The 25,916-nt window shown below is 59.1% G+C and carries 21 protein-coding genes; 13 read left to right on the top strand and 8 right to left on the bottom strand.

Annotation, left to right across the window (positions count from 1 at the left end):
* The first annotated feature begins 3 nt into the window (after positions 1–3).
* From D0Y96_RS12955 to hemG, 7 genes are all read left to right on the top strand, one after another.
* The gene (locus D0Y96_RS12955; protein ID WP_252263743.1) at positions 4–1,119 is read left to right on the top strand and encodes a tetratricopeptide repeat protein; all 1,116 of its coding nucleotides are present in this window, start codon (positions 4–6) and stop codon (positions 1,117–1,119) included.
* Positions 1,120–1,160: 41 nt separating this feature from the next.
* Positions 1,161–2,912 (top strand): tetratricopeptide repeat protein, encoded by a 1,752-nt coding sequence (locus tag D0Y96_RS12950; protein WP_158562374.1) that lies wholly within the window; start codon positions 1,161–1,163, stop codon positions 2,910–2,912.
* Between the two features lie 43 nt (positions 2,913–2,955).
* Positions 2,956–4,872, top strand: coding sequence for a CRTAC1 family protein (locus tag D0Y96_RS12945; RefSeq protein WP_117300505.1), 1,917 nt, complete (start codon positions 2,956–2,958; stop codon positions 4,870–4,872).
* A 41-nt stretch (positions 4,873–4,913) separates the two neighbouring features.
* Positions 4,914–6,107: a glycosyltransferase gene (locus D0Y96_RS12940; protein WP_117300503.1), complete on the top strand. Its 1,194-nt coding sequence runs from the start codon at positions 4,914–4,916 to the stop codon at positions 6,105–6,107.
* Positions 6,108–6,230: 123 nt separating this feature from the next.
* Positions 6,231–7,331 (top strand): uroporphyrinogen decarboxylase, encoded by a 1,101-nt coding sequence (hemE, locus tag D0Y96_RS12935; protein ID WP_117300501.1) that lies wholly within the window; start codon positions 6,231–6,233, stop codon positions 7,329–7,331.
* Positions 7,321–8,298 carry a ferrochelatase gene (gene hemH / locus D0Y96_RS12930; RefSeq protein ID WP_117300499.1) on the top strand — a complete coding sequence of 326 codons (978 nt, stop codon included), beginning with the start codon at positions 7,321–7,323 and terminating at the stop codon, positions 8,296–8,298. The genes hemE and hemH overlap by 11 nt, the downstream gene beginning before the upstream one ends.
* 88 nt (positions 8,299–8,386) lie before the next feature.
* The gene (hemG, locus tag D0Y96_RS12925) at positions 8,387–9,841 is read left to right on the top strand and encodes a protoporphyrinogen oxidase (protein ID WP_117301068.1); all 1,455 of its coding nucleotides are present in this window, start codon (positions 8,387–8,389) and stop codon (positions 9,839–9,841) included.
* Positions 9,842–9,917: 76 nt separating this feature from the next.
* Here the strand turns inward: hemG and D0Y96_RS12920 are convergent, their stop codons facing one another.
* Both D0Y96_RS12920 and D0Y96_RS12915 read right to left on the bottom strand, forming a co-directional pair.
* Entirely contained in the window at positions 9,918–10,544 is a 627-nt protein-coding gene (locus D0Y96_RS12920) for a YqaA family protein (protein ID WP_252263741.1), read from the bottom strand.
* Positions 10,541–11,251, bottom strand: a complete 711-nt coding sequence (locus tag D0Y96_RS12915) for a MogA/MoaB family molybdenum cofactor biosynthesis protein (protein ID WP_350449058.1) — start codon at positions 11,249–11,251, stop codon at positions 10,541–10,543. Before D0Y96_RS12915 ends, D0Y96_RS12920 begins: the two co-directional genes overlap by 4 nt.
* Before the next feature lie 66 nt (positions 11,252–11,317).
* Between D0Y96_RS12915 and D0Y96_RS20750 the strand changes: the two genes are divergently transcribed.
* Positions 11,318–12,379, top strand: coding sequence for a cell envelope integrity TolA family protein (locus D0Y96_RS20750; RefSeq protein ID WP_158562373.1), 1,062 nt, complete (start codon positions 11,318–11,320; stop codon positions 12,377–12,379).
* A gap of 270 nt (positions 12,380–12,649) precedes the next feature.
* On the opposite strand, the gene D0Y96_RS12905 is transcribed toward D0Y96_RS20750, so the two are convergent.
* Positions 12,650–12,859: a hypothetical protein gene (locus D0Y96_RS12905; RefSeq protein WP_117300493.1), complete on the bottom strand. Its 210-nt coding sequence runs from the start codon at positions 12,857–12,859 to the stop codon at positions 12,650–12,652.
* A 171-nt stretch (positions 12,860–13,030) separates the two neighbouring features.
* On the opposite strand from D0Y96_RS12905, the gene ada reads away from it, so the two are divergent.
* Positions 13,031–14,101, top strand: coding sequence for a bifunctional DNA-binding transcriptional regulator/O6-methylguanine-DNA methyltransferase Ada (ada, locus tag D0Y96_RS12900; protein ID WP_117300491.1), 1,071 nt, complete (start codon positions 13,031–13,033; stop codon positions 14,099–14,101).
* A gap of 11 nt (positions 14,102–14,112) precedes the next feature.
* On the opposite strand, the gene D0Y96_RS12895 is transcribed toward ada, so the two are convergent.
* A complete protein-coding gene (locus D0Y96_RS12895; RefSeq protein ID WP_158562372.1) occupies positions 14,113–14,700 on the bottom strand; it encodes a DUF4397 domain-containing protein in 588 nt (195 codons plus the stop codon).
* A gap of 220 nt (positions 14,701–14,920) precedes the next feature.
* Positions 14,921–16,300 carry an MFS transporter gene (locus tag D0Y96_RS12890; RefSeq protein ID WP_117300487.1) on the bottom strand — a complete coding sequence of 460 codons (1,380 nt, stop codon included), beginning with the start codon at positions 16,298–16,300 and terminating at the stop codon, positions 14,921–14,923.
* A gap of 202 nt (positions 16,301–16,502) precedes the next feature.
* On the opposite strand from D0Y96_RS12890, the gene D0Y96_RS12885 reads away from it, so the two are divergent.
* From D0Y96_RS12885 to D0Y96_RS12870, 4 genes are all read left to right on the top strand, one after another.
* Complete coding sequence (locus D0Y96_RS12885) at positions 16,503–17,285, top strand: enoyl-CoA hydratase-related protein (RefSeq protein ID WP_117300485.1); 783 nt, start codon at positions 16,503–16,505, stop codon at positions 17,283–17,285.
* 85 nt (positions 17,286–17,370) lie between these two features.
* A complete protein-coding gene (locus D0Y96_RS12880) occupies positions 17,371–17,931 on the top strand; it encodes a hypothetical protein (protein WP_147325051.1) in 561 nt (186 codons plus the stop codon).
* Positions 17,932–18,012: 81 nt separating this feature from the next.
* A complete protein-coding gene (gene mctP, locus D0Y96_RS12875) occupies positions 18,013–19,530 on the top strand; it encodes a monocarboxylate uptake permease MctP (RefSeq protein ID WP_147325050.1) in 1,518 nt (505 codons plus the stop codon).
* 3 nt (positions 19,531–19,533) lie between these two features.
* The gene (locus tag D0Y96_RS12870; protein ID WP_199480283.1) at positions 19,534–22,470 is read left to right on the top strand and encodes an FAD-binding and (Fe-S)-binding domain-containing protein; all 2,937 of its coding nucleotides are present in this window, start codon (positions 19,534–19,536) and stop codon (positions 22,468–22,470) included.
* On the opposite strand, the gene D0Y96_RS12865 is transcribed toward D0Y96_RS12870, so the two are convergent.
* From D0Y96_RS12865 to D0Y96_RS12855, 3 genes are all read right to left on the bottom strand, one after another.
* The gene (locus D0Y96_RS12865) at positions 22,464–23,429 is read right to left on the bottom strand and encodes a 2-hydroxyacid dehydrogenase (protein ID WP_117300479.1); all 966 of its coding nucleotides are present in this window, start codon (positions 23,427–23,429) and stop codon (positions 22,464–22,466) included. The genes D0Y96_RS12870 and D0Y96_RS12865 overlap by 7 nt on opposite strands.
* A 124-nt stretch (positions 23,430–23,553) precedes the next feature.
* Complete coding sequence (locus D0Y96_RS12860) at positions 23,554–24,285, bottom strand: hypothetical protein (RefSeq protein ID WP_252263740.1); 732 nt, start codon at positions 24,283–24,285, stop codon at positions 23,554–23,556.
* Positions 24,286–24,521: 236 nt separating this feature from the next.
* On the bottom strand, positions 24,522–25,697 hold the full coding sequence (locus D0Y96_RS12855; RefSeq protein ID WP_117300477.1) for a pyridoxal phosphate-dependent aminotransferase: 1,176 nt from the start codon (positions 25,695–25,697) through the stop codon (positions 24,522–24,524).
* Positions 25,698–25,916 lie beyond the last annotated feature (219 nt).

The following is a 25,916-nucleotide window of genomic DNA, read 5'->3' as shown; positions in this document are numbered from 1 at the left end:
GCGATGCTCCCCTCCATCTTTATGTGGGAGTACACTTCCTTCGGCTGGATCATGCGTCGCATCCACTTCTCGTTCTCTTTGCTGCTGATGATCGTTCCCGCGTGCTTTCCGCAAACCGAAGCCCGGACTGCACCGCCGACAGTTACGCCGCAGATAACGTCGTCTATCGCAGACGCACGCACTTTGATCACACAGGGACGACTGCAGGATGCAGCGCGCGAGCTGGATGTATTAGCTGCGCAGCAGCCTGAGCCGGCCGGGGTTGAACGCCTGCGCGGCTTCATTGCATATCAGCAGAACAAGATGACCGAAGCCAGCGAGGCCTTTGCCGCCGCCGTTCGGCAGGACCCAACCGATATGGAATCCCTGCAGATGCGCGGCGTCATTCTCTTCCGCACGGGGCAGGCAGCTGAGGCGATCCCGCTGCTGGAAAAGGCACATGCGGCCATCTCCAGCTCGAATATTGACCCGAATTACGTGCTCGCGCTGTGCTACATCACGACAGGCCGTTACGACGATGCTCGTCACGCCTTCGCCGCCGAGTATGGGTTTCCATATGATTCGGCGGCTGCCTGGCTCATCACTGCGCGGCTGCTCCTGCGTCGCGAGCTTGTACAGCCTGCTGCCGATGCCGCCCAAAAGGCACTCCAGGCAGATCCGCATATTCCACTCGCACATCAGCTGCTGGGCGAAATCGCACTCGCGAAGGGCGATACTGCCGGTGCAATAGCCGAGCTGGAGAAGGAGCGAGAGATCAATCCGCTCGATGGTGAGCTTTACGAACGGCTCGGCGATGCTTATCTCCGTAATGGCCGCGGAGCCGATGCACAGCAGGCACTCGATCGGGCTATTTTGCTGGAACCGAACTCAACCGGTCCATACATTCTGCTTGGCAAGGCGCTTCTGTATCAGCAAAATCCGGTCATGGCCACGATGTATCTCGAACGAGCCCGTGCCATGGATCCGGCGAATGCGATGACCCATATGCTGCTTGGCCAGGCCTATCGCACTACCGGCCGCAGAGAGGATGCTGCCCATGAATTTGAAACCGCGGCAAAGCTGAAAAATCCCGGCACAAAGACACAGGCATCCTCATCCGATTCACAGCAACGGCCCTGATCATGAATCTGCTCTTTACTCACAGGCTGTGCGCCCCGATCTTGGCCATACTGCCGATCGTCTATTTTTCCCTGCCCATTATGGCTCTGCAAAGCGATGCGCAGAATGCGCGTCTGCAGGAGGCCAATGCGGCCTTTCGCTCCGGCTACGATGCTGCTTCCCGCGGGGATCTCGCCACCGCGCGTCTGCGCTTTGAACACGTCGTGCAACTGGCTCCCACTATAGAGGAGGGCCACAGCGCGCTGGGCGCCATACTCTGCCAGCTTGGCGAATATCCTGCCGCGATTGTTGAACTTGAAAAGGCTCTTCGCCTTAAGCCCGCCGATCGCGCCGCGCAGGAGAATCTGGCACTTGCTTACGCACAAAGCGGCAATGCGCATGCGGCTCTCGCACTCTTCGACAGGCTCTCCACGTCAGCCGAGGCGCCGCCTCTTACATCTGATTTACTGGCCGCCTGGGCACGCGCGCTTGCGGCTGCGGGACAGAGCGATATGGCGATTGCCAAAACACGGGATGCCATCGCTGCTTCTCCACACAGCGCTGCGCTGTACGACCAGCTTGGCTCACTCTACGCTCAGACAGAGCACTGGTCACAGGCTCAGGCCGCTTTTGAAGAGGCCATACAGATGGATGCCACGCTGGCTGCCGCGCATCTGCATCTCGGTATCACGCTCTCCCGGGAGCAACAGCCGCTTTCTGCTGTTGCGGAGCTGACCGTCGCCACACAGCTTGCACCACAGAATGCTCTCGCACAGATCGAGCTCGGCAAGGCGCTGGCCGCTGCCGATCAGGACGAAAATGCTGTCCCACATCTGCAAAAAGCCATCGATCTGAGCCCGCCAGAAGCTTTACTGACCGAAGCGCAAAACCAGCTCGCGATGGCCTGGCAGCGGCTCGGAGAGGCGGATAAGGCCATCCCGCTGTTTCGGCAGGTTGTTGCCGCCCAGCCGCGTAATGTGTCTGCTCTCTCCAACCTTGCCATTGCATTGATCCAGACCGGCGATGCGACGACTGCCGTCGATTTCTGCCGGCGCGCGCTCGCCATTGCACCTGCTGATCCGCAGGTTCTGCAGGATCTGGGCATTGCCTATCTCCAGCGAAGCGATATCGATGATTCCATCCAGGAATTTCGCCAAGGGCTCGCCGCTGCGCCGGACAATGCGCAGCTTCACTATAACCTCGGCCTTGCCTGGAAGCTGAAAGACGATCTGCCCAATGCCGTCTTAGAGCTGGAAACTGCGGCCAGGCTTGATCCCTCTTCACCCGATGCACCGTACACGCTCGGCATTCTCTATATGCAGTCCGGACGCTTCGACGATGCAGCGAAGAATCTGCGTGCCGCGCTCGACCGCCGGCCGACAAACGGCGATGGATGGGCCGTTCTGGGAAGCATTTATCATCAGCAGTCAAAATACGACGAAGCGGCGGCGGCGCTGCACAAGGCTATTGATCTGATGCCGAACCAGCCTGGCCCTCACATTACGCTCGCCAGCGTACTGCAGGAAGAAGGAAAGCAGCAGGAGGCCCGTGCGGAGCGTAAAATGGCCGCCGACCTCACGCGCGTGGCCGTCAACCGACAGCGCGCGATGTTTGACACCAATACGGCAAATTCTCTGCTGCAGAAAGGGGAGATTTCCGATGCGGTCAGCCGCTATCAGAGCGCCATCAGCGATGATCCCACCTACGCTGAGGCCCATCGCCGCCTCGCTATGGCCTATGAGCGCGAAGGCCGAACTACCGATGCTCTCGAGGAGAGCAACAGAGCCGCTGCGCTTGACACCGCACATCGCTGACGTCGGCCGAATCTGACAAGGCAATACGATCGCGAATCCATCTATGAACAAGCCCACGAATCCAGCTCATCGTTCCCTCAGCCGCCGAAGATTTCTTCGCTCCCTGAGCCGCACGGCTCTGGTACTGCCCCTTTCAGAGGTGCTGCTCATGGGCACGCCTCCGTGGAAGCGCGCGCTCTTTGCCGCTGCACAGCAGGCTGCGCCTCCGCAGCATCCGAGCGCACAGCCTTCGTACGACGCAAAGCCCATGCCGCCGCCGCCCGGCGGTCCCGTATCGCCGATTGCCGGAACCCCTCTCGGCCTGCAGTTCGTCGATGCCGCGAAACAGGCAGGGCTGAATGCCGAAACACTTTACGGCGACGTTGGCCACAATAAATATCTGCTCGAGACGACCGGCTGTGGCGTTGCCTTCTATGACTATGACCAGGATGGCTGGATCGATATCTTCCTCGTCAACGGATGGCGACTGGAGGGCTTCCCCAAAGGCATGGAACCCACCTGCCATCTCTTCAAAAACAATCGTGACGGCACTTTCACCGACGTCACAGCCAAAGCCGGACTCGCGCGAAGCGGCTGGGGGCAGGGATGCTGCGTCGGCGACTATGACAACGACGGCCACGACGATCTCTTCATCAGCTACTACGGCCAGAACGCCCTCTTTCACAACAACGGCGATGGAACCTTCACTGATGTCACAGCTAAAACCGGACTGATACAGCCGAAGACGCGCTGGAACACCGGCTGCGCGTTTCTCGACTATGACCGGGACGGTCATCTGGACCTTTTTGTCGCCAATTACATCGATTTCGATCTGAAAACAGCGCCCACGCCTGAATCCGCCGACTGCACCTACAAAAGCATCCTTGTGGCCTGTGGCCCTCCGGGGCTGCCGGGCGGCAAAAACATGCTGTACCACAACAACGGCGATGGCACGTTCACCGATGTCTCGCAGAAGGCAGGCATGTGGAACACAATCGGGAATTATGCGCTCAGTGTCGCCGTCGCCGATCTCGACAACGACGGCTGGCCCGACATTTATGTCGCCAATGACTCTACTGCCGCGACTCTTTATGAAAATCAGAAGGACGGCACCTTTAAAGATGCAGCGATCGAAGCGGGCGCGGCTTTTTCACCTGACGGCAAGCCTCAGGCCGGCATGGGCGTCTCTATAGGAGACTACAACCGCGACGGCAATCTCGATATCGTCAAGACCAACTTTGCAGGCGATACCGATTCGCTTTATACCAACCTGGGCGACGGCAACTTCGAAGACCACACCTATCTCTCCGGGCTGGGCGTTAACACGCGGTATCTGGGCTGGGGTGTCGGCTTTTTCGATATGGACAATGACGGCTGGCTCGATCTCTTCATGTCCAACGGGCATGTCTATCCGGAGGTTAACGGTTCCCGCACTGAAGCGCCCTATGCCGAGCACAAATATCTTTATCGCAACCTGCGCAATGGACGCTTTGAGGAGGTTACCTCCCAGGCTGGACCAGGCATCACGGCTGCGGTGGCGGCCCGCGGATGTGCCTTTGGAGATTACGACAACGACGGTGACATCGATATTGTCGTTAACTGCGTTAACTCGCTCCCGCAGCTTTTGCGCTGCGATTCAGGCTGGAAACGTAACTGGATCAAAATCAAAACTACGGGCATGAAGTCGAACCGCACCGGCATCGGCGCACGCGTCCGGGTGGTGGCCATGACGCAGCCCGACGCGCAAAAGCCGCTCGTGCAGATCGACGAGGTACGCAGCGGCGGGAGCTACTTCTCACAAAATGATCTCCGGCTGCATTTCGGTCTGGATCAGGCCAAGATTGTCGACATCCTTGAAATCCGATGGCCGTCCGGGCAGGTGGACACCTTCACGGGTCTGGCGGTCAATCGACTTTATACCGTCACGGAGGGCAGCAAAACCCTGAAGGATGAACCATTGACCGGTCTGCAAAAACCCTGAATCCGCAAATTCCAGTAACAGCACTTTTGCAGCCTTCCGGTATGATCTTTGCGGTGCTTCGCGTCGCCTATTTTCCCGACTCCTTTCACGAGATCAACGGAGTCGCTCACACTTCGCGTCATTTTGAGGCCTTCGCCCGCCGCCGGGGTCTTCCGTTTCTGTGCGTGCGCGCAGGAAATCGCAGACCGCGCCTGGTCAGAGAAGGCCACATCACGACACTGGAGCTGCCCCGCGGACCGATCTCCTTCGGCCTCGACAAAGATCTCCGATTCGACGTTGCCTGGATTCGTCATCTGCCTTCCATTGCACGCGTTCTGCGTGAATTTCGTCCCGATATCGTCCACATCACCGGCCCCAGCGACGTCGGTATCTTCGGCGCGGTGCTCGCCAATCATTACCATCTGCCCATGGCCGCAGCATGGCATACGAACGTACACGAGTATGCCGCCAAACGCGCTGACTGGCTGCTGCGATGGCTGCCTGAGGGACACGCACCCGTCGCGGCGCAGTACATCGAGGGCCTTTCGCTCGATGCCTCCGCCCATTTTTATGCAACGGCCCGGGTTCTTTTTGCTCCCAATCCCGGCCTGTGCAACCTGCTTGAAGCACAGACAGGCCGTCCCTGCCACCTGATGCAGCGCGGCATCGACACGTATCTTTTTTCGCCGGAGCACCGCAATCGGGCTCCTCAGGATTCCGACTTTGTTCTCGGCTTTGTCGGCCGACTCTCAGTAGAGAAGAACATCGCATTGCTTGCACAGATTCAGCAGGAACTGGAAGCGCGCGGCATTCGCAATTTTCGCTTCCTCATCGTTGGCCAGGGGGCCGAGGAGCAATGGCTGCGTGAGCGGCTGCCGCGTGCCGAGTTCTCCGGCGTGCTGCGCGGCGAGGCGCTCTCCCGTGCCTATGCAAATATGGACCTTTTTCTATTCCCTTCGCATACGGACACCTTCGGCAACGTTGTTCTTGAGGCGCTTGCTTCCGGGGTGCCAGCCGTGGTCACACCCGACGGAGGGCCACGTTACATCATCCGCGAAGGCGCGACCGGATTCTCCGTGCAGGACGCGGACTTCTCCGCAGTCGTTGCACGCATCATGGGCGATCCGGCGCTGCACCTGACTATGCGCACCGCTGCCCGCAGGGACGCGCTCGGCGCTTCGTGGGATTCCGTCTTTGAAGATGTGTACGCCGCTTACAGGCAGGTACTGCCCGATTCACCTGCCGCGGCTCCGTAGAGGTCGCTCTGCCGCCTTCTTCTCTTTTCGGGGGCGCTGCGCGGTTTCCTGACCCGGTCTATTCAGAGACGCCCGGCACTCTGCGTTTTGCCTCGGTCCCTGCTAACCTTTTCTGTTACCCTCATGCAGGAAAAACAATCCACTCCCGTCAGCCGTTTCGTCCGCGCGTGCCTGCGCCGTCCCGTCGACCGCACCCCGGTCTGGTTTCTGCGTCAGGCCGGCCGCTATATGCCTGAATACATGGCGGTACGCCGTCACCATACGCTGCTCGAAATTTGCCGAAGGCCAGAGCTTGCCGCCGAAGTGACCATTACCGCGGCGGAAAAGCTTGGCGTCGATGCGGCCATTATCTTTGCCGATCTGCTGCTGCCCTTCACGCCGATGGGGCTCGATTTCGAGTTCCAGGCGGGAGAGGGTCCGGTCATCCATCATCCCATTCGTACCGCCGACGATGTTGACCGCCTGCGCACCGACCGCGCTGAAGAGCTCAGCTATGTCGCCGAAGCGATCGAAAAGGTATGTACGCACTTCCGCGTGCGCGGTGGTGCTGATTCCGCAGATACTCTCGGCATTATCGGCTTTTGCGGGGCTCCCTTTACCCTAGCCAGCTACATGATTGAGGGGGGAGGGTCACGAAATTACATCGAGACCAAAACTCTGATGTACCGTCAGCTCGCCGTCTGGCAGCGCCTGCTGGACAAGCTGGTTACCGTCCTTTCGGCATTTGCGCGCCAGCAGGTCGAGGCCGGAGCCGACGTTATTCAGATCTTCGACAGCTGGTCCGGTGCGCTCAGCATCGAGGACTATCGCGAGTTCGTACTTCCGGTTACAAAGAGTCTCGTCCGAGAAGTGCAATCCTACGGTGTGCCTATCATCTACTTCGGCGTCGATACCGCCAGCCTGCTCCCTTCCATGCGCGAAACGGGCGCCGACGTGCTCGGCCTCGACTGGCGAACACCGCTGGATCACGCCTGGCGGAATCTCGATTACGCCTGTGCCGTCCAGGGCAATCTTGATCCCATCACCCTCTTCGCCGAACCTGAGCTGTTGCGCAAACGGGTGCATCACATCCTCCATCAGGCAGCGGGCAGGCCTGGCCACATCTTCAATCTCGGCCATGGCATCGTGCCCGGAACTCCGGTTGAAAACGTTCAGGCTGTGGTGAAATTCGTGCGGGAATACAACTCCAGGGAGCATGTGCCGGAGGCTGCTCATGTCTCATAACTCCGGCACGGCTGTCCTCCTGCTCGCGCATGGCACGCCCGATTCCGTCGAGGAGATTCCGCAGTATCTCAGCAACATCACCGGCGGACGCCCCATGCCTCCTGCCGTAATCGAAGAGGTCAGCCACCGGTTCTCGCTCGTGGGAGGTAGTCCACTTACTGCTCTCACGCTTGAACAGGCGCGGCTGCTGCGGGATGAGCTCTGTCTGCCGGTTTATGTCGGCATGCGCAACTGGAAGCCGTATATTGCCGATGTCATCGCGCAGATGAAGGCCGACGGCATCCACCGCGCCGTTACGCTTTGCCTCGCTCCGCAGAATTCGCGCACCAGCGTGGGTCTGTATCGCAAAGCTGTTTTCACGGCTGCCGGTCCTGAGCAGGATGCTGCCGGACACGCGCTGCAGATTCATTTCATCGAAGGCTGGGCCGATCACCCTCTCTTAGTCGACGCCTTTGCCGAGCGTCTGCGGGCTGTCCTCGATCCCTTCGTCGCGGAAACCGGATCGCCTGTTCCCGTGCTCTTCACCGCACACAGCGTTCCCTGCCGAACCGTGCTTTCGCCGTCTCCGTCCGACCCTGGCACTGCGCCGCTGCCGCCTGATCCTTATGCCGTCGAGGCAAAGCGCACGGCATCCCTCGTCGCCGAACGCGCCGGCCTCGCTCCCGATCAATGTTTTTTTGCCTTCCAGAGCCAGGGCATGTCCGGAGGTCCCTGGCTCGGCCCCACCGTCGAGGACACTCTCACGGCTCTCGAGCGTCAGGGCGTACGAAACATCATCGTCGATCCGATCGGCTTCCTTTGCGATCATGTGGAGATTCTCTACGACATCGATATCGGCTTCCGGGAGTTCGCCGCTAATCTGGGCATGACTCTGCGGCGCCCCGAATCGCTGAATAACTCGCCCCTGCTCACTGCTGCGCTCGCAGATCTCGCCCGCAGCACCCTCGATACCTGGGGTGTTCGATGACGTCCGGAAAGCTTTGCCGCTTTCAGCAGAGCTGCCTCATTCTTCGCCTGGATATTCGAATCCATTTTTCAGCCACGAGCAGGATGCCATGATCCGGATTGCTGTCGTCGGAGGCGGGCTCAGCGGCACCACGGCTGCCTGGCAGCTTGCGCGAGAGCAGGCAGCGGGAAGCCCGATTGACTTCACTCTTTATGAGGCATCCCATCGCTTCGGCGGTATCGTCGAGACCCATCGGGAAAATGGCTTCGTTCTCGAATGCGGGGCCGACTCCTGGGTCAGCGAAAAACCGTGGGCGCGGGAGCTGGCTGCCGAGCTCTGCTCCGAGATGGACGAATCTGAAATCATTGCTTCAAAGGATGAGCAGCGCCGAACGTATATCTTTCGTGACGGCCAGCTCATCCCGATGCCCAGCCAGATGCGCATGATGGTTCCGGAGGGCACCGGATCTGCTCTCGATGCTGTCCGCCATTCACCACTTTTTACTTCCGCCGCCATTGCCGCGTATGAAAGCGAACCTGGCCGTGCCGAAGAGCTGAAGCGTTCTGCGCTGAAAGACGGCGAGGATGAATCTGTCGCCGCCTTTGTTCGCCGGCACTTCGGCGAAGAGGTCACCCGCTCGCTCGCTGGTCCGCTCCTCGCGGGCGTCTTTGGCGGCAGCGTCGAGACCCTCAGCGTTCGCGCTGTGATGCCTGCGTTCGTACGCATGGAACGCGAACATGGCAGTCTCATCCTCGCGATGGAGAAGCGAAGGCCTTCAGCGGACCGCGCGATTTCTGTCTTTACCTCACTGCGCTCCGGCCTGCAAACCTTTATCGACAGGATGGTCCCCGACATTCCGCCAGCGTCGATTCGCCTCGGGTCCGAAGTTATCTCAATTGCCCGCGCCGGAGATACCTGGACCATCAGGACTGCCTCCGGCAGCGAATCGTACGACCGCCTCATCCTCGCCACACCGGCACACGTGACGCGCAGGCTGCTTGCTCCGCTCGATCCTGCGTTCGGCACTCTGCTCGACATGGAAGCGACTTCGGCGATTGTTGTCGCGCTCGCCTTCTCTCCGGAAAACGCTTCAGCGTTTCACATTCCGCCCGGCTTCGGTTTTCTCGTTCCGCCAGATCCGGCACAAAATCGAAGCAGCGAGCCCTCGCTTCTGGCCTGCACCTTCGTCGATCAGAAGTTTCCGCACCGCGCTGCTCCGGGTGCCCGCATCCTTCGCGCATTTTATGGCGGAGATGCGGCTCCAGCACTGCTTTCTCACTCCGATGATCACCTGGCCGCCCTCGCTCAGCACCAGCTTGCCACGATTCTTCAGCCATCGGGGAGCCCGCTTCCCAGACCCGCCGTTGCGATCGTTCGGCGCTGGCCGCGCTCGCTGCCGCAGTATGCCGTGGGCCATCTGGACCGCATGAAGCGTCTCGCCTCCATTACTGAAAGTTTTTCCGGCCTGGCTCTTATTGGAAATGCTTATCACGGTGTTGGCCTGCCGGATATGATTCGCGAGGGCCGGGAGGCTGCCAGGCGTTTTGCCGCGGAGAGAATCTAAGTCGCGATAAGGCGGCAGGGAGCGATTCACAGCCGGATAGATGTTCGGATCGTCGAATCGGCGGCAGACGAGTCTTTTATTTCGCTACAGGCGCTTTGCTCTTCATTTTCTGCCACATATACCACGCCAGAGCGGCAAAGAGCAGTGTAAGTACCACGAGAGTTGCCACCAGATGGCGCTTGGCCAGCACACCCATCATGGTCACGATCTGTGGTCCGTAGAGCACGGTCAGTCCGGCTTCGATGCCGAAGCGGATGAGCCGTCCCAGGAAAACCGCCAGCATGAAGTTGACGGTCCGCATCTCAAAGACACCTGCGCCAAAGACAAACAGCTTCCAGGGAGTGGGCGGGGGCAGCAGAGAAGGCACCAGGAGCGCCAGAAACTCCTGCCGCTCAAAACGGTCGCGAAGCTGCTCGAAGCGGGCCCGCTCGACTCTATTTAATAGAAAGAGCTCACCGCCGGCGCGTCCCAGGAAGAAGGGGATCAGCCCGCCCAGCGCCGAGCCGGCAGACGCCAGCAGTACGTAGAGGTAAAAATGGCGGCGATCTGCCCAGGCATAGCCAGCCATGATCAGATCCATCGGCACGGGAATGGAACTGGAGTCGAGAAAGGCCACCGCACCCATACCCCAGATCCCCATTGGGGCGAGTATTTTGAGCAGAAGGGCTTTATACCGGATAAATAATGCCGTCAGGTGCTTCAAGCCGCTCCTCTGCCTGCATTATCTGCAGGCTTACCGATGGCAGCCTCGTGTGCCGTCCGGCCAGCCAGCAGATCCAGCGCATGGGGGACCAGTGGAAGCACGGCGCGGAGGGAGGTAACGGCGCCACGGGGATTTCCTGGCAGGTTCAGAATCAGCGACTTACCCAGCGTTCCGCAAACGCTGCGGCTGAGTGGGGCAAATTTCGTCTCCTGCAGACCGGCAGCGCGCATTGTCTCAGCAATGCCATCGAGCAGGCGCTCGCATACTGCCCGAGTGGCCTCGGGAGTCACATCTCTCGCTCCAATTCCCGTACCTCCGGTCGTCACTACCAACCGCGCGTTGGCTGCCAAACCGCGCAGTGCGTCTTCGATTACCGATTTTTCGTCTTCTACCGTCAGGAGAAGATTTACGTCAAACCCTTGTGCCGTCAGTTCCTGAGCGACGGCTGGCCCCGAAAGATCCTCCCGGAGACCACGAAAACAGGAGTCGCTGACGGTAATGACAGCCACGGAAGTCATGGTTCCGATTGTACAAAAGCCTGCGAATTGTTCCGGTTCAATGAGAGAATAAGAGGAGCGTGTTTCGTACACTTCCCCGACCATGAGAACGTTGTGCAATCGATTTTCGCTGCGGAAGCGAAATAACCAATGTTCAGCAGAGTCGAAGACCTGGATATGAAACGCGCGTGGCGAGTATCCTTCGCGCAACGGAGAACGGTCGCGTCCATGCCGGGCGCAGCGTACTGAAACCAGACCAGAATGCCAATCACAGAAGTGCCAACCAGTACTCCTCCCGAGGAACCGCCTGTTCTCCGCGGGCGCAACCGCTACGAGGATCTCGACCACAGCGATCTTCTCCATGTCATCGAGGAGCTGGAGGGCAGCCGCTCGTGGACCAGTCTGCGCGAAAAGATCTGGATTGCGCTCATCATCCACATGCTGGTGGCCTGGTATCTGATCTACGGGCCGAAATACATCTATCACGTCCGCGTGGTCGATCCTTCGATCGTGCTGAAAGACCGCCAGAAGGACATGACCTATCTCGACCTGCCGTCCGATGCGCTGAAGCAGGTGAAGCCGAAGACTCCGGCCCCCATCTCAGATCACGACCGCATTGCCGAGACGAAGCGCCCCACGCTGGATCAGAAAACGCTGCAGCAGCTCGAGGCCATGCGCCGCGCGGGACCACCAAAGCCCGTCCCCGAGCCGTCTCAGCAACAGTCCAATGCACCGGCAATGCCGAATATTCCTGCGCCGGCACAGCCCCAGGTTGCGCAGACTCGCCCGCAAACACCGCCGGCACAACCGCTTCCGCAGAATAATCAGGCAAAGCTGGAAGCGCCATCCGCTCCTGTACCGAACTTCCGGGCCGGTCCCAGCAATCCGAACGAACAGATTCAGCAGGCGATGCGTCAGGCCTCCCGCGGCGGTATCGGCCAGTTCGGCGGCGACGATGGGCAGAATGCACCGCTTCAGCATCCGGGTATCAACGGAGCTGTGGAGGTTCTCAGCGATACTCAGGGCGTCGACTTTGGTCCCTATATTCAGCAGGTCATCGCCATGACCAAACGCTCCTGGTATCCGCAGATTCCTGAGTCCGCGCGTCCCCCGCTGATGAAGCAGGGGCAGGTCGGTATCCGCTTCAGCATTTTGCCCGATGGCACGGTCAGGGCGATGATCCTCGAGCTGCCTTCCGGCGATGTCTCGCTCGACCGAGCCGCCTGGGGCGGGATTACCGGCGCTGCGCCTTACCCGCCACTGCCCAAAGCCTTCCACGGGCCTTCGCTCGATCTGCGTTTCTACTTCCTCTACAACATTCGTCCCGGTCAGGAGTAGGCTCTGCCTGCCACAGGCGAAAGACTGGAAGCACATCGCAGACTGCACCGGCGGCAGATTGCAGGTCTGCTGCTGATCGCGGCTGCGATTGCAGCCTTTGCTCTCTGGCGCGCAGGAATCCACACTGTCTTTCCGGCAGGGTGGTGGCATTTCTGACAACGGTGCCGGTAAAACCGTTTGGTTCAGATCTATTGGCTGTACAAGATGTATGGAGAGATTCGATCTGAGGCGAGGGCGGAAGGCAGAGCCTTTCCGCCCTGAAGTGCCCGATCAGGCGCTTTTTTTCTTCATGGGATGATGCTGTTCGACGGGATGGCTGGGCGGTTGCCTGTCGGATTGCCCCGAATTGTCGGCGAGACCTGTGTTTTTGCTGGCCATTTGTGCCTGTGTGGGTTCATGAACGTGCCCAAACTCGCGCCCACCCTCGTTGTTCTTTTCGTGTTCGCTGACAGTGGTATTTTTGCTGGTTTTTTCCTTCATGCTCCACCTCCTGCATTTTTGTTTGGATGCCTTCTGCGTGCCACTTTGAACGCAGGAATCGGAGTGTTTTTTATTCCGGCCGCTGCAAAGATAGCTCCAGATATGAGCCTGGGATCGGAAAGTCGAAGCCAGGAATCAGAAGCATACATACAGACAGAATGGAGATACGATATGGCAACGGCTGCAATTCCCATGAATACAGCAGATCTGAACGATGCCGAGGCGTGGCGAGCCGTCGCGCAGCGTGACGGAAGCGCCGATGGCTCGTTTGTCTATGCGGTGAAGACAACAGGCATTTTTTGCCGGCCCTCCTGCCCCAGCCGGCGTCCGGCGCGAGAGAATGTCGTCTTTTTCCCGGATGTTCCGGCCGCTGCCTCCGCAGGTTTTCGTCCCTGCCGCCGCTGCCGTCCCGAAGAGCGTCATGCCGAAGCGGTGATGGCCGAAAAGCTGGCTGCGTATCTGCGAAGCCATGCGGACCGGCAGGTGAAACTCGATGAGCTGGGCCGGATCGCCGGCATCAGCCCGTTCACGATTCAGCGGCTCTTTCAGCGGGTGATGGGCGTGAGCCCGGCACAGTATCAGCGGCAGCTTCGCGGGCAGGCCTTTCGGCGCGAGCTGGCAGGCGGGGAGATGCGCGTCACCGATGCGGTGTATGAAGCGGGCTATTCCGGCCCGGGCCGCGCCTATGAGAGCGGTCAACTGGGCATGCAGCCCGGCCAGTATCGCGCCGGCGGACGGGGTCAGCAGATTCGCTACACCATCGGCACTTCGCCTCTGGGAAAGATATTGATCGCCGCAACGGAGCGCGGGCTCTGCACGGTCATTCCTGGAGAAAGCGCCGAAGAGCTGAAGCAGCAGCTTCACGAGCAGTTTCCGGCGGCGCAGCTGTCGCCGGGCAATGATCTCGACGGGCTGCTTGAGCAGGTTCTTTCTCAGATGACCGAGCACCCGGCGGCGCTCGACCTGTCTCTCGATCTGCGCGCCACGGCTTTTCAGATGCGTGTCTGGGAGGCGCTGCGCAGGATTCCGCGCGGTGAAACCCGCAGCTATGCCGAGGTAGCCCGCTCTCTGGGACAGCCCTCCGCGGTGCGTGCTGTGGCCCGGGCATGTGCCTCGAACCCGGCAGCCGTCGTCATCCCCTGCCATCGCGTCATCGGCAGCAATGGCTCATTCACCGGCTATCGCTGGGGAGTGGAGCGAAAAAAGAAGCTGCTGGAGATCGAAAAGACGGCGCTGCAGTAAATGGCCAGCGCCTAATTCAGATCGTTACCGGTTACCACTGTGACCGGGGGGTTATTGGTCAGCTGTTGGTCCATGATGAGCAGCGTACGCACAGCACCACCATTGAGCGTCAACGATGCAGTGTATTTCGAGGTGATGCTGCCGGCAGCGGTTACAACCAGGGTGTAGCTATCTGCGGGGACATTGATATAGTTTGTCGCCGTTCCCGCAGCGGTACCGGCGAGAACGGCTTTGGTGTCGGCCAGGGTGCTGTCACTGGGCACAAGATAGATATCGACCGGTCCGGTCGCAATGGCCTGCTGCAGAAAGCGCACGGAAGCATAACCGGAAGGCGCTGCCGTGTTCTGATCCTCCAGAACCGTTGCCGTATAGCCGGAAGCTGTGTCAGTGATATAGACGGAATGCTGTTCGCTGGCTCCAAAGGCTCCTGACACGGAAATTGCTGCCGTTGTTGATTTGACGGGATACACCTGAGCCTGCGACGTCTGTACACCGAGAATGGCGTAGTTTGTGATGCTGCCCTGAACGATATTCGCGGCAATGGGAGATCCACCGATGCTCACATTGAGCGCCGGCGCGTGATACGAAGCGTCAATCACTCTGACCTCTGTCGCCGATGAGAAGCCGGCGACAGACCGGCAACCGGCAACAAGCAGAACAGCGAAAGACACTGGAATAATGGCAACACACCTGCGAAATGCTGCGCTCATCGAATCTCCCGGGGGACGGATATACGAATCCGCAGTACAGAAAGCCGCTTTTTATCTTACCGGGAGCACGAGCGCGGTGCGCCGTTTCTTTCACCGTTCCATGCGATGCTCAGGCTGCTGACTTTTCCGTCCAGGCAGGCGGCTCCGAGGAGATATCTTCAAGGCTTCTGCCCCTTGTCTCCGGAAGCATTGTCAGCGTAACGATCAGGCCAAGCACACTGACAATGGCAGCCGCCGATTCAGCGCCGAGAAGCCCCTTCCAGTGCAGCAGAAACGGAAAGATGAAGACTCCCAGAAAGCCGCCCAGTTTGCCCATTGCGGCAGCAATACCATGTCCGGTGGTTCGCACATGCACCGGGAAGATCTCGGACGGATAAACGAAGGTCGTTGCATTCGGTCCGAACTCGGTAAAGAAGAAGCTGAGCCCATACACGGTAAGGAAGGGAATCGCCGTCTTTTCAAGGCCGGGAACCAGCGCGAGCACAGCAAAGCTGATGCCCATCATCCCGAAGCCGAGTGCCTGAATCGTCTTGCGCCCCAGCCGGTCCATGGTCAGCGCGGAGACGGCATAGCCCGGCGCCGCAAAGATAGCAAAAATGCCGAGCTGCGTGAGCGTCTTCTGCAGCAGAGTGTGATCACTGTTGAGCGCCGAAAGAACCAGCGGACTGGAAACCGTGTTGCCGTAGTAAGCCGCGTCCATAAAGAACCATGCGGCGCTCGTTCCCACGAGACGCACAAGAAGTCTGTTGTCATTTACCAGGCGATGAAAGCCGTCCCAGAAAGAGACCGAATGCTTTCCGCTGTCGAAGTGCTTCGCATTCGCCAGCCGGCCCCGGTGGTCTTCCTCTTTGCCGGAGGCTGCCAGAAAGCGCGGCGTTTCCTGGAGATGACGCCGCTGCCAGTAAACAGCCAGCGCGGGCACAGCCCCGAAGGAGACGAGAACGCGCCAGATGATGTCGTGCGGCAGACTGGTGGAAAGCAGCGCCGAGGCGAAGAGCGGTCCGAGAATCAGCCCGGCCGCCTGCATCGCAAAGACAAGAGTGACAAGCATGCCTCGCGAAGCTTTGCCGGCATATTCGCTCATGATGGTGGCGGAAACCGGATAATCACCACCGATACCGATGCCGAGAATGAAGCGCAGACCGATCAGCCACCAGATATTGGGAGAAAAGGCGCAGGCGATGGCTCCTGCAGCTAATACCAGCACTTCCACGCCATAGATACGCTTGCGCCCCAGCATATCCGCTACCCGGCCGAAGAGCAGCGCTCCGAAGGCCGAGGCCAGCAATGCGGTCGATTCAACCAGGCTTTCTTCCACCTTGCCCACGTGCCACATCGGCTTCAGCAGCGACATGACAACACCGATGATGAAAAGATCGTAGGCGTCCGTGAAAAAGCCCATGCCGGAGATGAGCATGATCTTCCAGTGGTGGCTGGAGATTCCCGCATTATCCATTTCGGTGAAATCGCGTGTGATGACGTCGGCCATGGAGGCACCTCACATGACAGGGAAGATGCCCGCATAAATGAACGTCATGTTTCAGCCGGATGAATCGTGCGGATGATGCCGCATCGTGCTCAGACGCAGAATCCGGAAAAATTACCGATATTCTATCTGCCTGATATACGGCGGAGTCGCAGATGAGTCCCTCCCAGACCTGTTACACTCACTCGTTCGGCCCGGAAAAGCCATGACTTACGAAAATATCCTGCTCGAAATTCGCGACAGCATTGCCGTCATCACTCTGAACCGCCCGAAGGTGCTCAATGCACTGAACCGCGCTACGCTCGCAGAGCTCGATGCGGTTCTCGATGAGGTCGCGGCAAACGAGGCGGTCCGAGTCGCGCTGCTTACCGGAGCCGGCGAAAAGGCCTTTGCCGCCGGAGCCGACATTCAGGAGCTGGCCGTACTCTCGGCTCTGGAAGGCCAGCAACTGGCCGCTCGCGGGCAGCGCATCTTTGCAAAGCTCGAAACCCTCGGCAAGCCGGTCATCGCCTGCATCAACGGATTTGCGCTCGGAGGCGGCTGCGAGCTGGCCCTTGCCGCATCCTTTCGCATTGCAAGCGAAACAGCGCGCCTCGGTCAGCCAGAGGTGAAACTCGGCCTCATCCCCGGTTATGGCGGCACACAGCGCCTGCCGCGTCTTGTCGGCAAGGGAGCCGCACTGAAGCTGATCCTGACCGGCGAAATGATCTCCGCTGCCGCTGCATTCGGCATCGGCCTGGTCGACGAAGTGGTACCGGCTGCCGACCTGCTGGCCCGTGGCATGGAGCTTGCGCAGGCTATCGCGCATGTGGCACCGATCGCCGTTCAGCAGTGCCTGACCGCAGTGCACGCAGGATATGACCTGCCGCTCGATGAGGCGCTGGCGCTCGAGGCCTCGCTCTTCGGTCTGTGCTGCGCGACCGCAGATAAAGCCGAGGGAACCAGGGCCTTTCTCGAAAAGCGTCCGGCGGAGTGGTCAGGAAAGTAACCCTCTCGCCAAATCCGCTCTTCCAATCCGTCCTGGCCTGGGTATTCTGGCAGTGTACCTGGACGCTTCCCCGCGAACTCTCTGCATGACCAGACTTACCCGTCGAATCGTTTTTCCCGCCGCGCTGTTTGCCTTCACAGCTTTCACCGCCTGTTCACGCTCCGGCGGAAACAGCTCTGCCACTGCTGCACCGGCACCACAGCCGAAAGTCTCGACAACCAGTGTGATCGACCAGGACCGTCAGGACCTTGACCAGATCCCGCCGCCGGCCAAGAGCCGCTACATGGGCATCCACACCCTGCAGAGCTGGAATAATCCGTTTCTCATTGTCAGCCGCAGCAACGTGACGCTGCGTGTGATTTATCCCGAACCAGGCGGCAGCGATATTACTCCCGATAACCTGCTGCGGCCCGCCGGAGCCCGCAAACGCGAGCTGACCCTGCGCCTGTCTGACCTGCCGGAAGCTCTCTCCGCACTGCCGGAAAATATGTGGCCCTATGGACGCGTGATCGCCATTGAGGAAGATCCCGCCGCTTCTCGTGCCGACCGTCCTCAGGTGCGGCGCAATGTGGAAGCGGCTATGCAGATGCTGAACGATCTTGGAGTCGTCGCTTACGAATGGCCCGGCTCCGGCCCGCTGCGCTGAAAGCTGCTGGCCGCCTTTCCACGAAGACGGTAAGCTGATGGGACAGACTTCGCTGTATCCGTAACTTTCAGCTTGCCGGAGATGACTATTCACGCCGTCTCGATCACCGTTTTTGTCCTCTGCTTTCTGCTCGTCACCCTGGCCGGCTTCCTGGCCGCCCGGTGGAAGCGTGCCGACCTTCATAGTCTCGAAGAGTGGGGGCTTGCCGGACGGCGATTCGGCACGGTGGTCACCTGGTTTCTCATCGGCGGCGATTTCTACACCGCATACACCATCATTGCCGTGCCTGCCGCGCTCTACGGCGCCGGCGCCTATGGCTTTTTCGCTATCCCTTACTGCATTCTGCTTTACCCGTACATGATGCTGGTGCTGCCGCGGCTCTGGAAGGTTTGTCACCGTCATGGCTATGTCACGCTCGCGGACTTTGTGCGCGGCCGCTTCGGCAGCCGCTGGCTGGCCATGGCCATTGCCGTCACCGGAATTCTGGCGACCATGCCCTACATTGCCCTGCAGCTGATCGGTATTCAGGAGGTCATCGCCGCCCTCGGCATTCATGGCGAATGGCCGCTGATTGCCGCCTTTGTCATTCTGGCCGCGTACACCTATACCAGCGGCCTGCGCGCGCCGGCAGCCATCGCCATCGTGAAAGACATCATGCTCTACCTCATGGTTCTTGCCGCCCTGTTTGTTCTGCCGGCAAGGCTCGGAGGCTATGGCCACATCTTCCATGCAGCGGCCGGAGCCCTTGCGCTGCACAAACCGCCTGCATCCATCATCCTGCCGCCTTCGCAGTACTTCAGCTACTCCACGCTGGCTATTGGATCGGCCATTGCCATCGTGCTCTATCCGCATACGGCAACGGGGGTGCTCAGTGCATCGAGCGGAAAGGTCCTGCGCCGCAACGCGGCTCTGCTGCCTGCATACAATCTGCTGCTGACGCTGATCGCCCTGCTCGGTTTTGCTGCTCTGGCGGCGGGCATTCGCACCACGGATACCTCGAGCGTGGTGCCGACGCTCTTTACCCGCTTCTTTCCTGAATGGTTCTCCGGCTTTTGTCTGGCGGCTATCGGCATCGGCGCGCTGGTTCCGGCGGCGATCATGTCGATTGCGTCGGCCAATTTATTCACGCGCAACCTTTACGGCGAGCTGCATCGCGGCCGTATGACACCGCAGCAGGAAGCGTCCCAGGCGAAGATCGTCTCTCTGGTCGTCAAATTCGGCGCGCTGATTTTTGTTCTCGGCGTCAAATCGCAGTACGCCATTGAACTGCAGCTGCTCGGCGGCATCTGGATCGCCCAGCTCTTTCCCGCTGTCGTCCTCGGCATCTATACCCGCTGGTTCCACGGCCGCGCGCTGTTATGTGGATGGGCTGCCGGCATGCTCACCGGAACCGGCATGGCGCTGGCCCGCGATCTGAAAAGCTCCATCTTCCCTCTCCATCTGGGGACGCATCATACGTATATGGTCTATGCAGCTGTTCCGGCTCTCCTCGTTAACCTGATCGTCTCCGCCGGGATTACCCTGTTTATGGACGCTCTTGGTCATCCGCGAGGAGCCGATGCCACCGATGCGGCCTATCCCGCGGCACAGCAGGTTTAATTTTTGTCTTCTCTACTGCCCATTCTCGGCAACACGAAGCATCCGCACGAACAGTTCCGCTCCTCCCAGGCACTTGAAGAGCGACTGCGCGCTACTATTCGGGGCGAAGTCCGCTTCGACCCCGGCTCACGCGCGCTGTACGCTACGGATGCCTCAAATTACCGCCAGGTTCCCATCGGCCTTGCCGTTCCCCGCGATATCGACGACGTGATTGCCATCGTTGCCGCCTGCCGCGACTTCAGCGCGCCGATCCTGTCGCGTGGCGGGGGCACCAGCCTGGCCGGGCAGTGCTGCAATGCGGCTGTTGTGCTCGACTTTTCGAAGTACATGCGAAATATTCTTTCGCTTGATCCGGAAAAGCGTCTTGCCGTCGTCGAACCGGGCATTGTGCTCGACCGGGTACGCGAGGCCGCCGAAGAGCACAAGCTGACCTTTGCGCCCGATCCGGCGACACACAGCCGCTGCACCATCGGGGGTATGATCGGCAACAACTCCTGCGGCACGCATGCCCTCATGGGCGGCAAGACCGTCGATAACATTCACTCACTCGACGTTCTGCTCTGCGATGGCACGCGTCTCACCGTCGGCGCGACCAGCGATGCCGAATACGAGGCCATTCTCGCCCGTGGAGGCCGCTCTGCACAGATTTACTCCGGGATGCGGCAGCTTCGCGACCGGTACGCGAATGAAATCCGCCGCCGTTTTCCAAAGATTCCTCGCCGCGTCTCCGGCTATAACCTGGATGAGCTGCTGCCGGAGAACGGCTTTCATGTGGCGCGAGCGCTAGTAGGCAGCGAAGGCACGCTGGTGACCGTGCTGCGCGCCACGCTGGATCTGAAGCCGAGCCCGCAATGCCGCCGCCTGGTCGTACTGGGATTTCCCGACAGCTTTATCTCCGCAGATGCGGTGCCCGCCATCCTCGAATACCATCCCATCGGGCTTGAAGGCGTAGATCAGATGCTGCTCGACTTTATGCGCCGCAAGAATCTTGCCGTGGACGATGTGGCTTTGCTGCCTGAAGGACACGGCTTTCTTCTCGTCGAGTTCGGCGCGGATAGCGATGCCGAAGTCGACGCCATGGCACGCGATTTCCTTGCTGACGCACCAAAGCTGCCCGCGTCGCCGAAGGGCGTGATCTATGCCGGCAGCGAGGCACAGCGCGTCTGGCATGTGCGGGAATCTGGCCTGGGTGCAACGGTGTTTGTTCCCGGCGAGCCGCATGGGTGGGAAGGCTGGGAGGATTCGGCGGTGCCTCCTGAACAACTGGGCTCCTATCTTCGCCGAATCTTTACGTTGATGAAGGAATATGGCTACCGCAGCCCCATGTATGGCCATTTCGGTCAGGGGTGCGTGCATCTGCGCATGAACTTCGACATGGAGAGCGAAGCCGGCATCCGCAACTATACAGAGTTCATCGATCGCGCTGCCGATCTTGTACTTGAGCATGGCGGATCGCTCTCCGGTGAACACGGCGACGGGCAGTCGCGCGCTGCGCTGCTTCCAAAGATGTTCGGTGCTGAGATCATGCAGGCCTTCCGTGAGTTTAAGGCGCTATGGGACCCGGAGAATCGGATGAACCCCGGCAAGGTCGTCGATCCCATCGAGGTATATGGACTGGCTGAGAATCTGCGCCTCGGTGCGGGATACAAATCGAAGAGTCCGGAGACCTTCTTTCGTTTTCCTGAAGACCACGGCTCATTCGGGGAAGCCACGCTTCGCTGTGTTGGCGTCGGTGCATGCCGGAAAGAGGGCAGCGGCACGATGTGTCCCAGCTATATGGCCACGCAGGAAGAGAAGCACTCAACCCGTGGACGCGCTCATCTTCTCTGGGAGCTGATGGAAGGCCATGTACTCGATCCGGGATGGCAAAACGAAGCCGTACATGGAGCGCTCGATCTTTGCCTCTCCTGCAAAGCCTGTAAAACCGAGTGTCCGGTCAGCGTCGACATGGCGACGTACAAAGCCGAATTTCTCGCCCATTATTATGGCGAGCACCCACGCAGACTGCAGCATTATGCTTTCGGTTTTATGGATCGCTGGGCGCACCTCACGTCTCTCATCCCCGCCTTTGGCCCAGGCGCGGCGAACATCGCACTGCGCATGCCACTGCTCTCTCATGCAATGAAAACGGCTCTCGGCGTTGCGCCGCAGCGAAACCTGCCCCTTTTTGCGCCACGCAACTTTCAACGCAGCCGTAAACGGCTGCGGACAGAAACCACGAAACAAACCGTGCTCCTGTGGCCTGACACGTGGAACAACTATTACCACCCGCAGTCTCTCGTGGCCGCCGAGCAGGTGCTTACGGACGCAGGCTTTACGGTGGATATTCCCAGCCGGCACGTCTGCTGCGGCCGCCCGCTCTACGACTTCGGATTTCTGCGCCAGGCCCGCGAATATCTGCTTCGCACTATGCATTACCTGGCACCGCAGATCGACGCCGGCATGCCCTTCCTCTTTCTTGAGCCGAGCTGCGCCAGCGTCTTTCGCGACGAACTGATGAACTTCTTTCCTGACAACGAGCGGGCTCGCCGACTCCACGATCAAAGCATGCTGCTCAGTCAGTTCCTAGCGCGCCATGCGCCTGATTTCCAACCGGCACAGCGTGCGGGACAAAAGATTCTTCTGCACGGCCACTGTCATCATCGGTCGCTCATGAAAATGACAGACGAAGTCGAGCTCCTGCGACGCACCGGTGCGGAAGTCGAGCTGCTCGACTCCGGCTGCTGCGGCATGGCCGGCCCCTTTGGTTTTGAAAAAGAGAAATTTGCGATCTCGCAAACGCTCGGCGAGCGCGTGCTGCTGCCCGCCGCACGAAAAGCCTCGTCGCAAACACTGATCGTGTCGGATGGCTTTAGCTGCCGCGAGCAGATTGCACAAAATACAGACCGCCGCGCCATCCACTTTGCGGAGGCTATCAGCGGCCGCCAGTCTTCTCAGTAATCGCCCGTCACAATGTTGATCAGCGGTTCTCCGCGAAGATAACGCCCTACCTGTGCTGCCGCAAGTTCCATCGCCCGTACCATGAACATGGGCGTAGAGCTGGCGACATGCGGCGTGATCATCACATTCGGCGCACTCCACAGCGGATGTCCGTCCGGCAACGGCTCGGGATCGGTCACATCCAGAGCCGCCTGAATGCGTCTGGACTGCAATGCAGCCAGTAATGCATCCGTATCGAGCACCGGACCCCGCGCGGCATTCACCAGCAGCGCTCCCTGCTTCATCAGCGCGAGTTCCTTAGCGCCCATGAGCCCTTCGGTCTCCTTTGTCAGCGGTACGATCAGAATCACGACATCGGCCTGCGGCAACAACTCCGACAATTGATTTACGCTCGCAACACCCTCTCGTGCGCTGCGCGCCACACGCACTATTTCCACACCGAAGGGCAGCAACCGCTCCTCGATCGCCTGTCCGATCGATCCGTAACCGACGATCAGGACCTTTTTCCCATGCACTTCTTCAAACATCACCGGAGGAAATGCAGGAGCCGTGTCCGGATGCAAACTACGATAATGTTCTTCGCCGTCTTTACGGCGTGACCAGCTCTGCTCATGCTGCAGCTCAAAATAGAAGGGAAGATATTTCAGCGCCGCCAGCGTCGCCGTTACTGCCCATTCCGCCGTACTGATGGTATGAATGCCCTGACCATCGCATAACGTAATATCTTCGGGGATCAATCGGCGAATCCAGTCAATTCCTGCCAGACAGGACTGCGCCACACGGACACCCTTCAGGTGAGGCCAGATAGCTTTTGCCGGCTTTTCAAACAGGGGCAGCACCCAAAAGTCGATCTCATAATCCTGCTTCGGATCAGAGGGCAGGCGTACGAGGGAAACCTCTTTGGGAAACTTCTTCAGCAGCTCAGGTGAAACGGAATCCGGCACTCCAACCTTCAGCATGGGGGTCCTTTCTCCTCACAGTATGTAACTTATTTCATCCTAATTCGTTGCCGCCGATACACCGAAGGGCAGACACAGAAAAGCCGCTCACAACGGAGCGGCTCTTCTGCAACATCCGAAAGCATCAATTTTTCTGATGAAAGATTGCGCCGTTAATGTCAGGCCAGAATTCCTTGAAGATAAAGGTCGCGCCGTCAAGGCTCACACTAGTCACCCAGCGCTGCCCAGTCTTCGTCCATGAGCGCTCGCCCGAGGGATAGTACAGGTCGGAAATACCCGCAGCGCTGCCCGCTCCCGCAATCTCTGAAATATTCACGGTCTCTCTGCCCGAGTCCGTGCGCGTAATGAGAATGCGGCTGAAGGAGTATGCGGTCCGTTTGAAAAATCCGCCGTGGCCGAGCGTGTAATAGCGAGGATCTTCATGCGTAGCGACCGGCCAGAAAAATTCCACCTGATAATTTTCATCCGCCTGATCGGCGAAGGTATGCCAGTAATAACGCGCATAACCAGCCGCGCCCTGGTGAAATTCAGGATAGGAACCCTCCGCCTGTGCCACGCCCGCCAGAAGGCCCGCAAAGATGAACGAAGAATAGTCGAAGCTGTCCTCGGTAGCTCCGATAAACTTCTCCTTTACCGTCTGCGGAGGCAGCTTTACATTGGCGGAAACGGAACGAAAGTTCGGCACAATGCCGAGAATGCGCTTCGTCTGTTTTCCGTCTGTGTCACTGGTTGCCGATGCATTTGTGGAATTCTGATGCTGGTTTTGCTGTTGCGCCAGGACTGCATCGGGCGCATCCGGTAAGCCGGCGCTATCCACTTTGGCGACATCCTGCGCCCATACCTGCGCGGTTGCCAAAAGGAAGATAAAAGCTGCGATAACTGGAGTTCTGAAAAGAAAGCGTCTGGATAAAGACATAATGAAGGGGGTCGTTCCGTAGACGGAAGCCTTATTCTGCACAAATCCCGTCAAACAATGGACGCCCTGAATTCCGTTTCGGATGCAGAAATTAATATCTCTTCACTGTCAGGCAAGCTGAATTTGTGACAAATGACTAAAAAATATCCCTTCAGCATGCACTTTTCAGGAATCCGTCACCCTTTTACAAATCGATGCAGAGCCTCAAGTCCAGCTTCGATGGATTCAGGAGAGACCGCATAACCGAAGCGAAGATGCCCTTCACCCTGTGCGCCAAACACAACTCCGGGTACCGTAACGACATGTGCTTTATCGAGCAGCAGAGCTGCTGCCCGACGGCTGTCTTTGTGAATCTTTGTCACACTGGGAAATGCATAGAACGCGCCCTCTGGTGTTTCGCATTCAAGGCCTGCCTCGTTCAGCCCTTTCACAAGCAGATCACGCCGCTGCCGATACTCCTCTCGCCTTGCGTCGATCATACTGCGCGAAAGAGCGAGCGCCTTCAGAGCCGCCCATTGCGTAGGTGTCGATACTCCATTGGACGAATAGAGCACAATCTTGCGCACCGCTGTCATGAACGGCTCTTTTGCAACCGCATAGCCGATACGCCATCCTGTCATGCCGTAAGTTTTTGAGAAGGTATACGCCGTAATCGTCCGCTCTGCCATGCCGGGAAGAGAGGCAATGGAAACATGCTCGCCTTCGTAGACAAGATCCTCATAGGCTTCGTCAGCAATGACGATCAGATTATGAGCACGCGCAAAGGCCGCAACCTCTTCGGCCTCTGCGCGTGAGAAGACCACACCCGAAGGGTTCTGCGGCGTATTGTAGTAAATCGCCCGCGCCTTCGGTGTCGTGAAGTGCTCCAGCGTTTTCGTCAAACCATTGCGTCTGGCTGTCGCTGTGGGTATCAGCAGCGGTCTCGCCTCGGCAACGGTGATCATGTCGCGGATCGGTGTCCAGTATGGCGAGAACAGCAACACGTCGTCGCCGGGATCGAGCACTGACTGAAAGGCCGCATACAGCGCATGTGCGCCGCCCGCGGTAATCATGACATCCTCAATACCTGCATCGAGGCTGTTTTTGGTTTTCAGCTTGTCTGCGATCGCCTCACGCAAAGGTGCAATACCCGAAGATTCGGCATATTTCGTCCGATTCTCAACCAGAGCACGCATCATGGCGTATTTGATGGCTTCCGGTGTCTCGAAAAATGGCTCGCCACCGTGAAATGCGTGCACTACCTGACCGGCGGTGCGCAGTTCGAGCACTCTGTTCCGAATCTGGACGATATCGGAAAATCCGACCTCATCAAGCCGCTTCGCTACCCGTATTTCATTCTTCCTGGTCACCATTGCCGTGCTCGCAGTCCTGAATCACCCGGCTACGCCGGACGTATCAGCTTACTCCAGATATCGGAAAATGGTAGCGGCGGCGGCAGATATTTATCATGAAAGAGAAATGCGCCCTTCTTATCTCTGGTTTGCACTCGCTTTCTTCTGGACGGCCGATACCGTTCTGGCCGCCGTACGGGGACATCGATCCAGTGCTATAGCCTCAGCGGTGGCCGCTGC

Source organism: Paracidobacterium acidisoli, from assembly GCF_003428625.2.
Classification (GTDB): domain Bacteria; phylum Acidobacteriota; class Terriglobia; order Terriglobales; family Acidobacteriaceae; genus Paracidobacterium; species Paracidobacterium acidisoli.
The sequence above is the reverse complement of the archived record's forward strand: the minus strand, read 5'-3'. Positions and strand labels throughout refer to the sequence as shown.

Excerpts from the sequence above, each read along its gene's own strand:
- D0Y96_RS12940 (WP_117300503.1), top strand. The coding sequence starts at position 4,914 with ATGATCTTTGCGGTGCTTCGCGTCGCCTATTTTCCCGACTCCTTTCAC.
- D0Y96_RS12945 (WP_117300505.1), top strand. The coding sequence starts at position 2,956 with ATGAACAAGCCCACGAATCCAGCTCATCGTTCCCTCAGCCGCCGAAGA.
- D0Y96_RS12855 (WP_117300477.1), bottom strand. The coding sequence starts at position 25,697 with ATGGTGACCAGGAAGAATGAAATACGGGTAGCGAAGCGGCTTGATGAG.
- hemE (WP_117300501.1), top strand. The coding sequence starts at position 6,231 with ATGCAGGAAAAACAATCCACTCCCGTCAGCCGTTTCGTCCGCGCGTGC.
- mctP (WP_147325050.1), top strand. The coding sequence starts at position 18,013 with ATGACTATTCACGCCGTCTCGATCACCGTTTTTGTCCTCTGCTTTCTG.
- D0Y96_RS12880 (WP_147325051.1), top strand. The coding sequence starts at position 17,371 with ATGACCAGACTTACCCGTCGAATCGTTTTTCCCGCCGCGCTGTTTGCC.
- D0Y96_RS12955 (WP_252263743.1), top strand. The coding sequence starts at position 4 with ATGCTCCCCTCCATCTTTATGTGGGAGTACACTTCCTTCGGCTGGATC.
- hemH (WP_117300499.1), top strand. The coding sequence starts at position 7,321 with ATGTCTCATAACTCCGGCACGGCTGTCCTCCTGCTCGCGCATGGCACG.
- D0Y96_RS12865 (WP_117300479.1), bottom strand. The coding sequence starts at position 23,429 with ATGCTGAAGGTTGGAGTGCCGGATTCCGTTTCACCTGAGCTGCTGAAG.
- ada (WP_117300491.1), top strand. The coding sequence starts at position 13,031 with ATGGCAACGGCTGCAATTCCCATGAATACAGCAGATCTGAACGATGCC.
- hemG (WP_117301068.1), top strand. The coding sequence starts at position 8,387 with ATGATCCGGATTGCTGTCGTCGGAGGCGGGCTCAGCGGCACCACGGCT.
- D0Y96_RS12885 (WP_117300485.1), top strand. The coding sequence starts at position 16,503 with ATGACTTACGAAAATATCCTGCTCGAAATTCGCGACAGCATTGCCGTC.
- D0Y96_RS12890 (WP_117300487.1), bottom strand. The coding sequence starts at position 16,300 with ATGGCCGACGTCATCACACGCGATTTCACCGAAATGGATAATGCGGGA.
- D0Y96_RS12905 (WP_117300493.1), bottom strand. The coding sequence starts at position 12,859 with ATGAAGGAAAAAACCAGCAAAAATACCACTGTCAGCGAACACGAAAAG.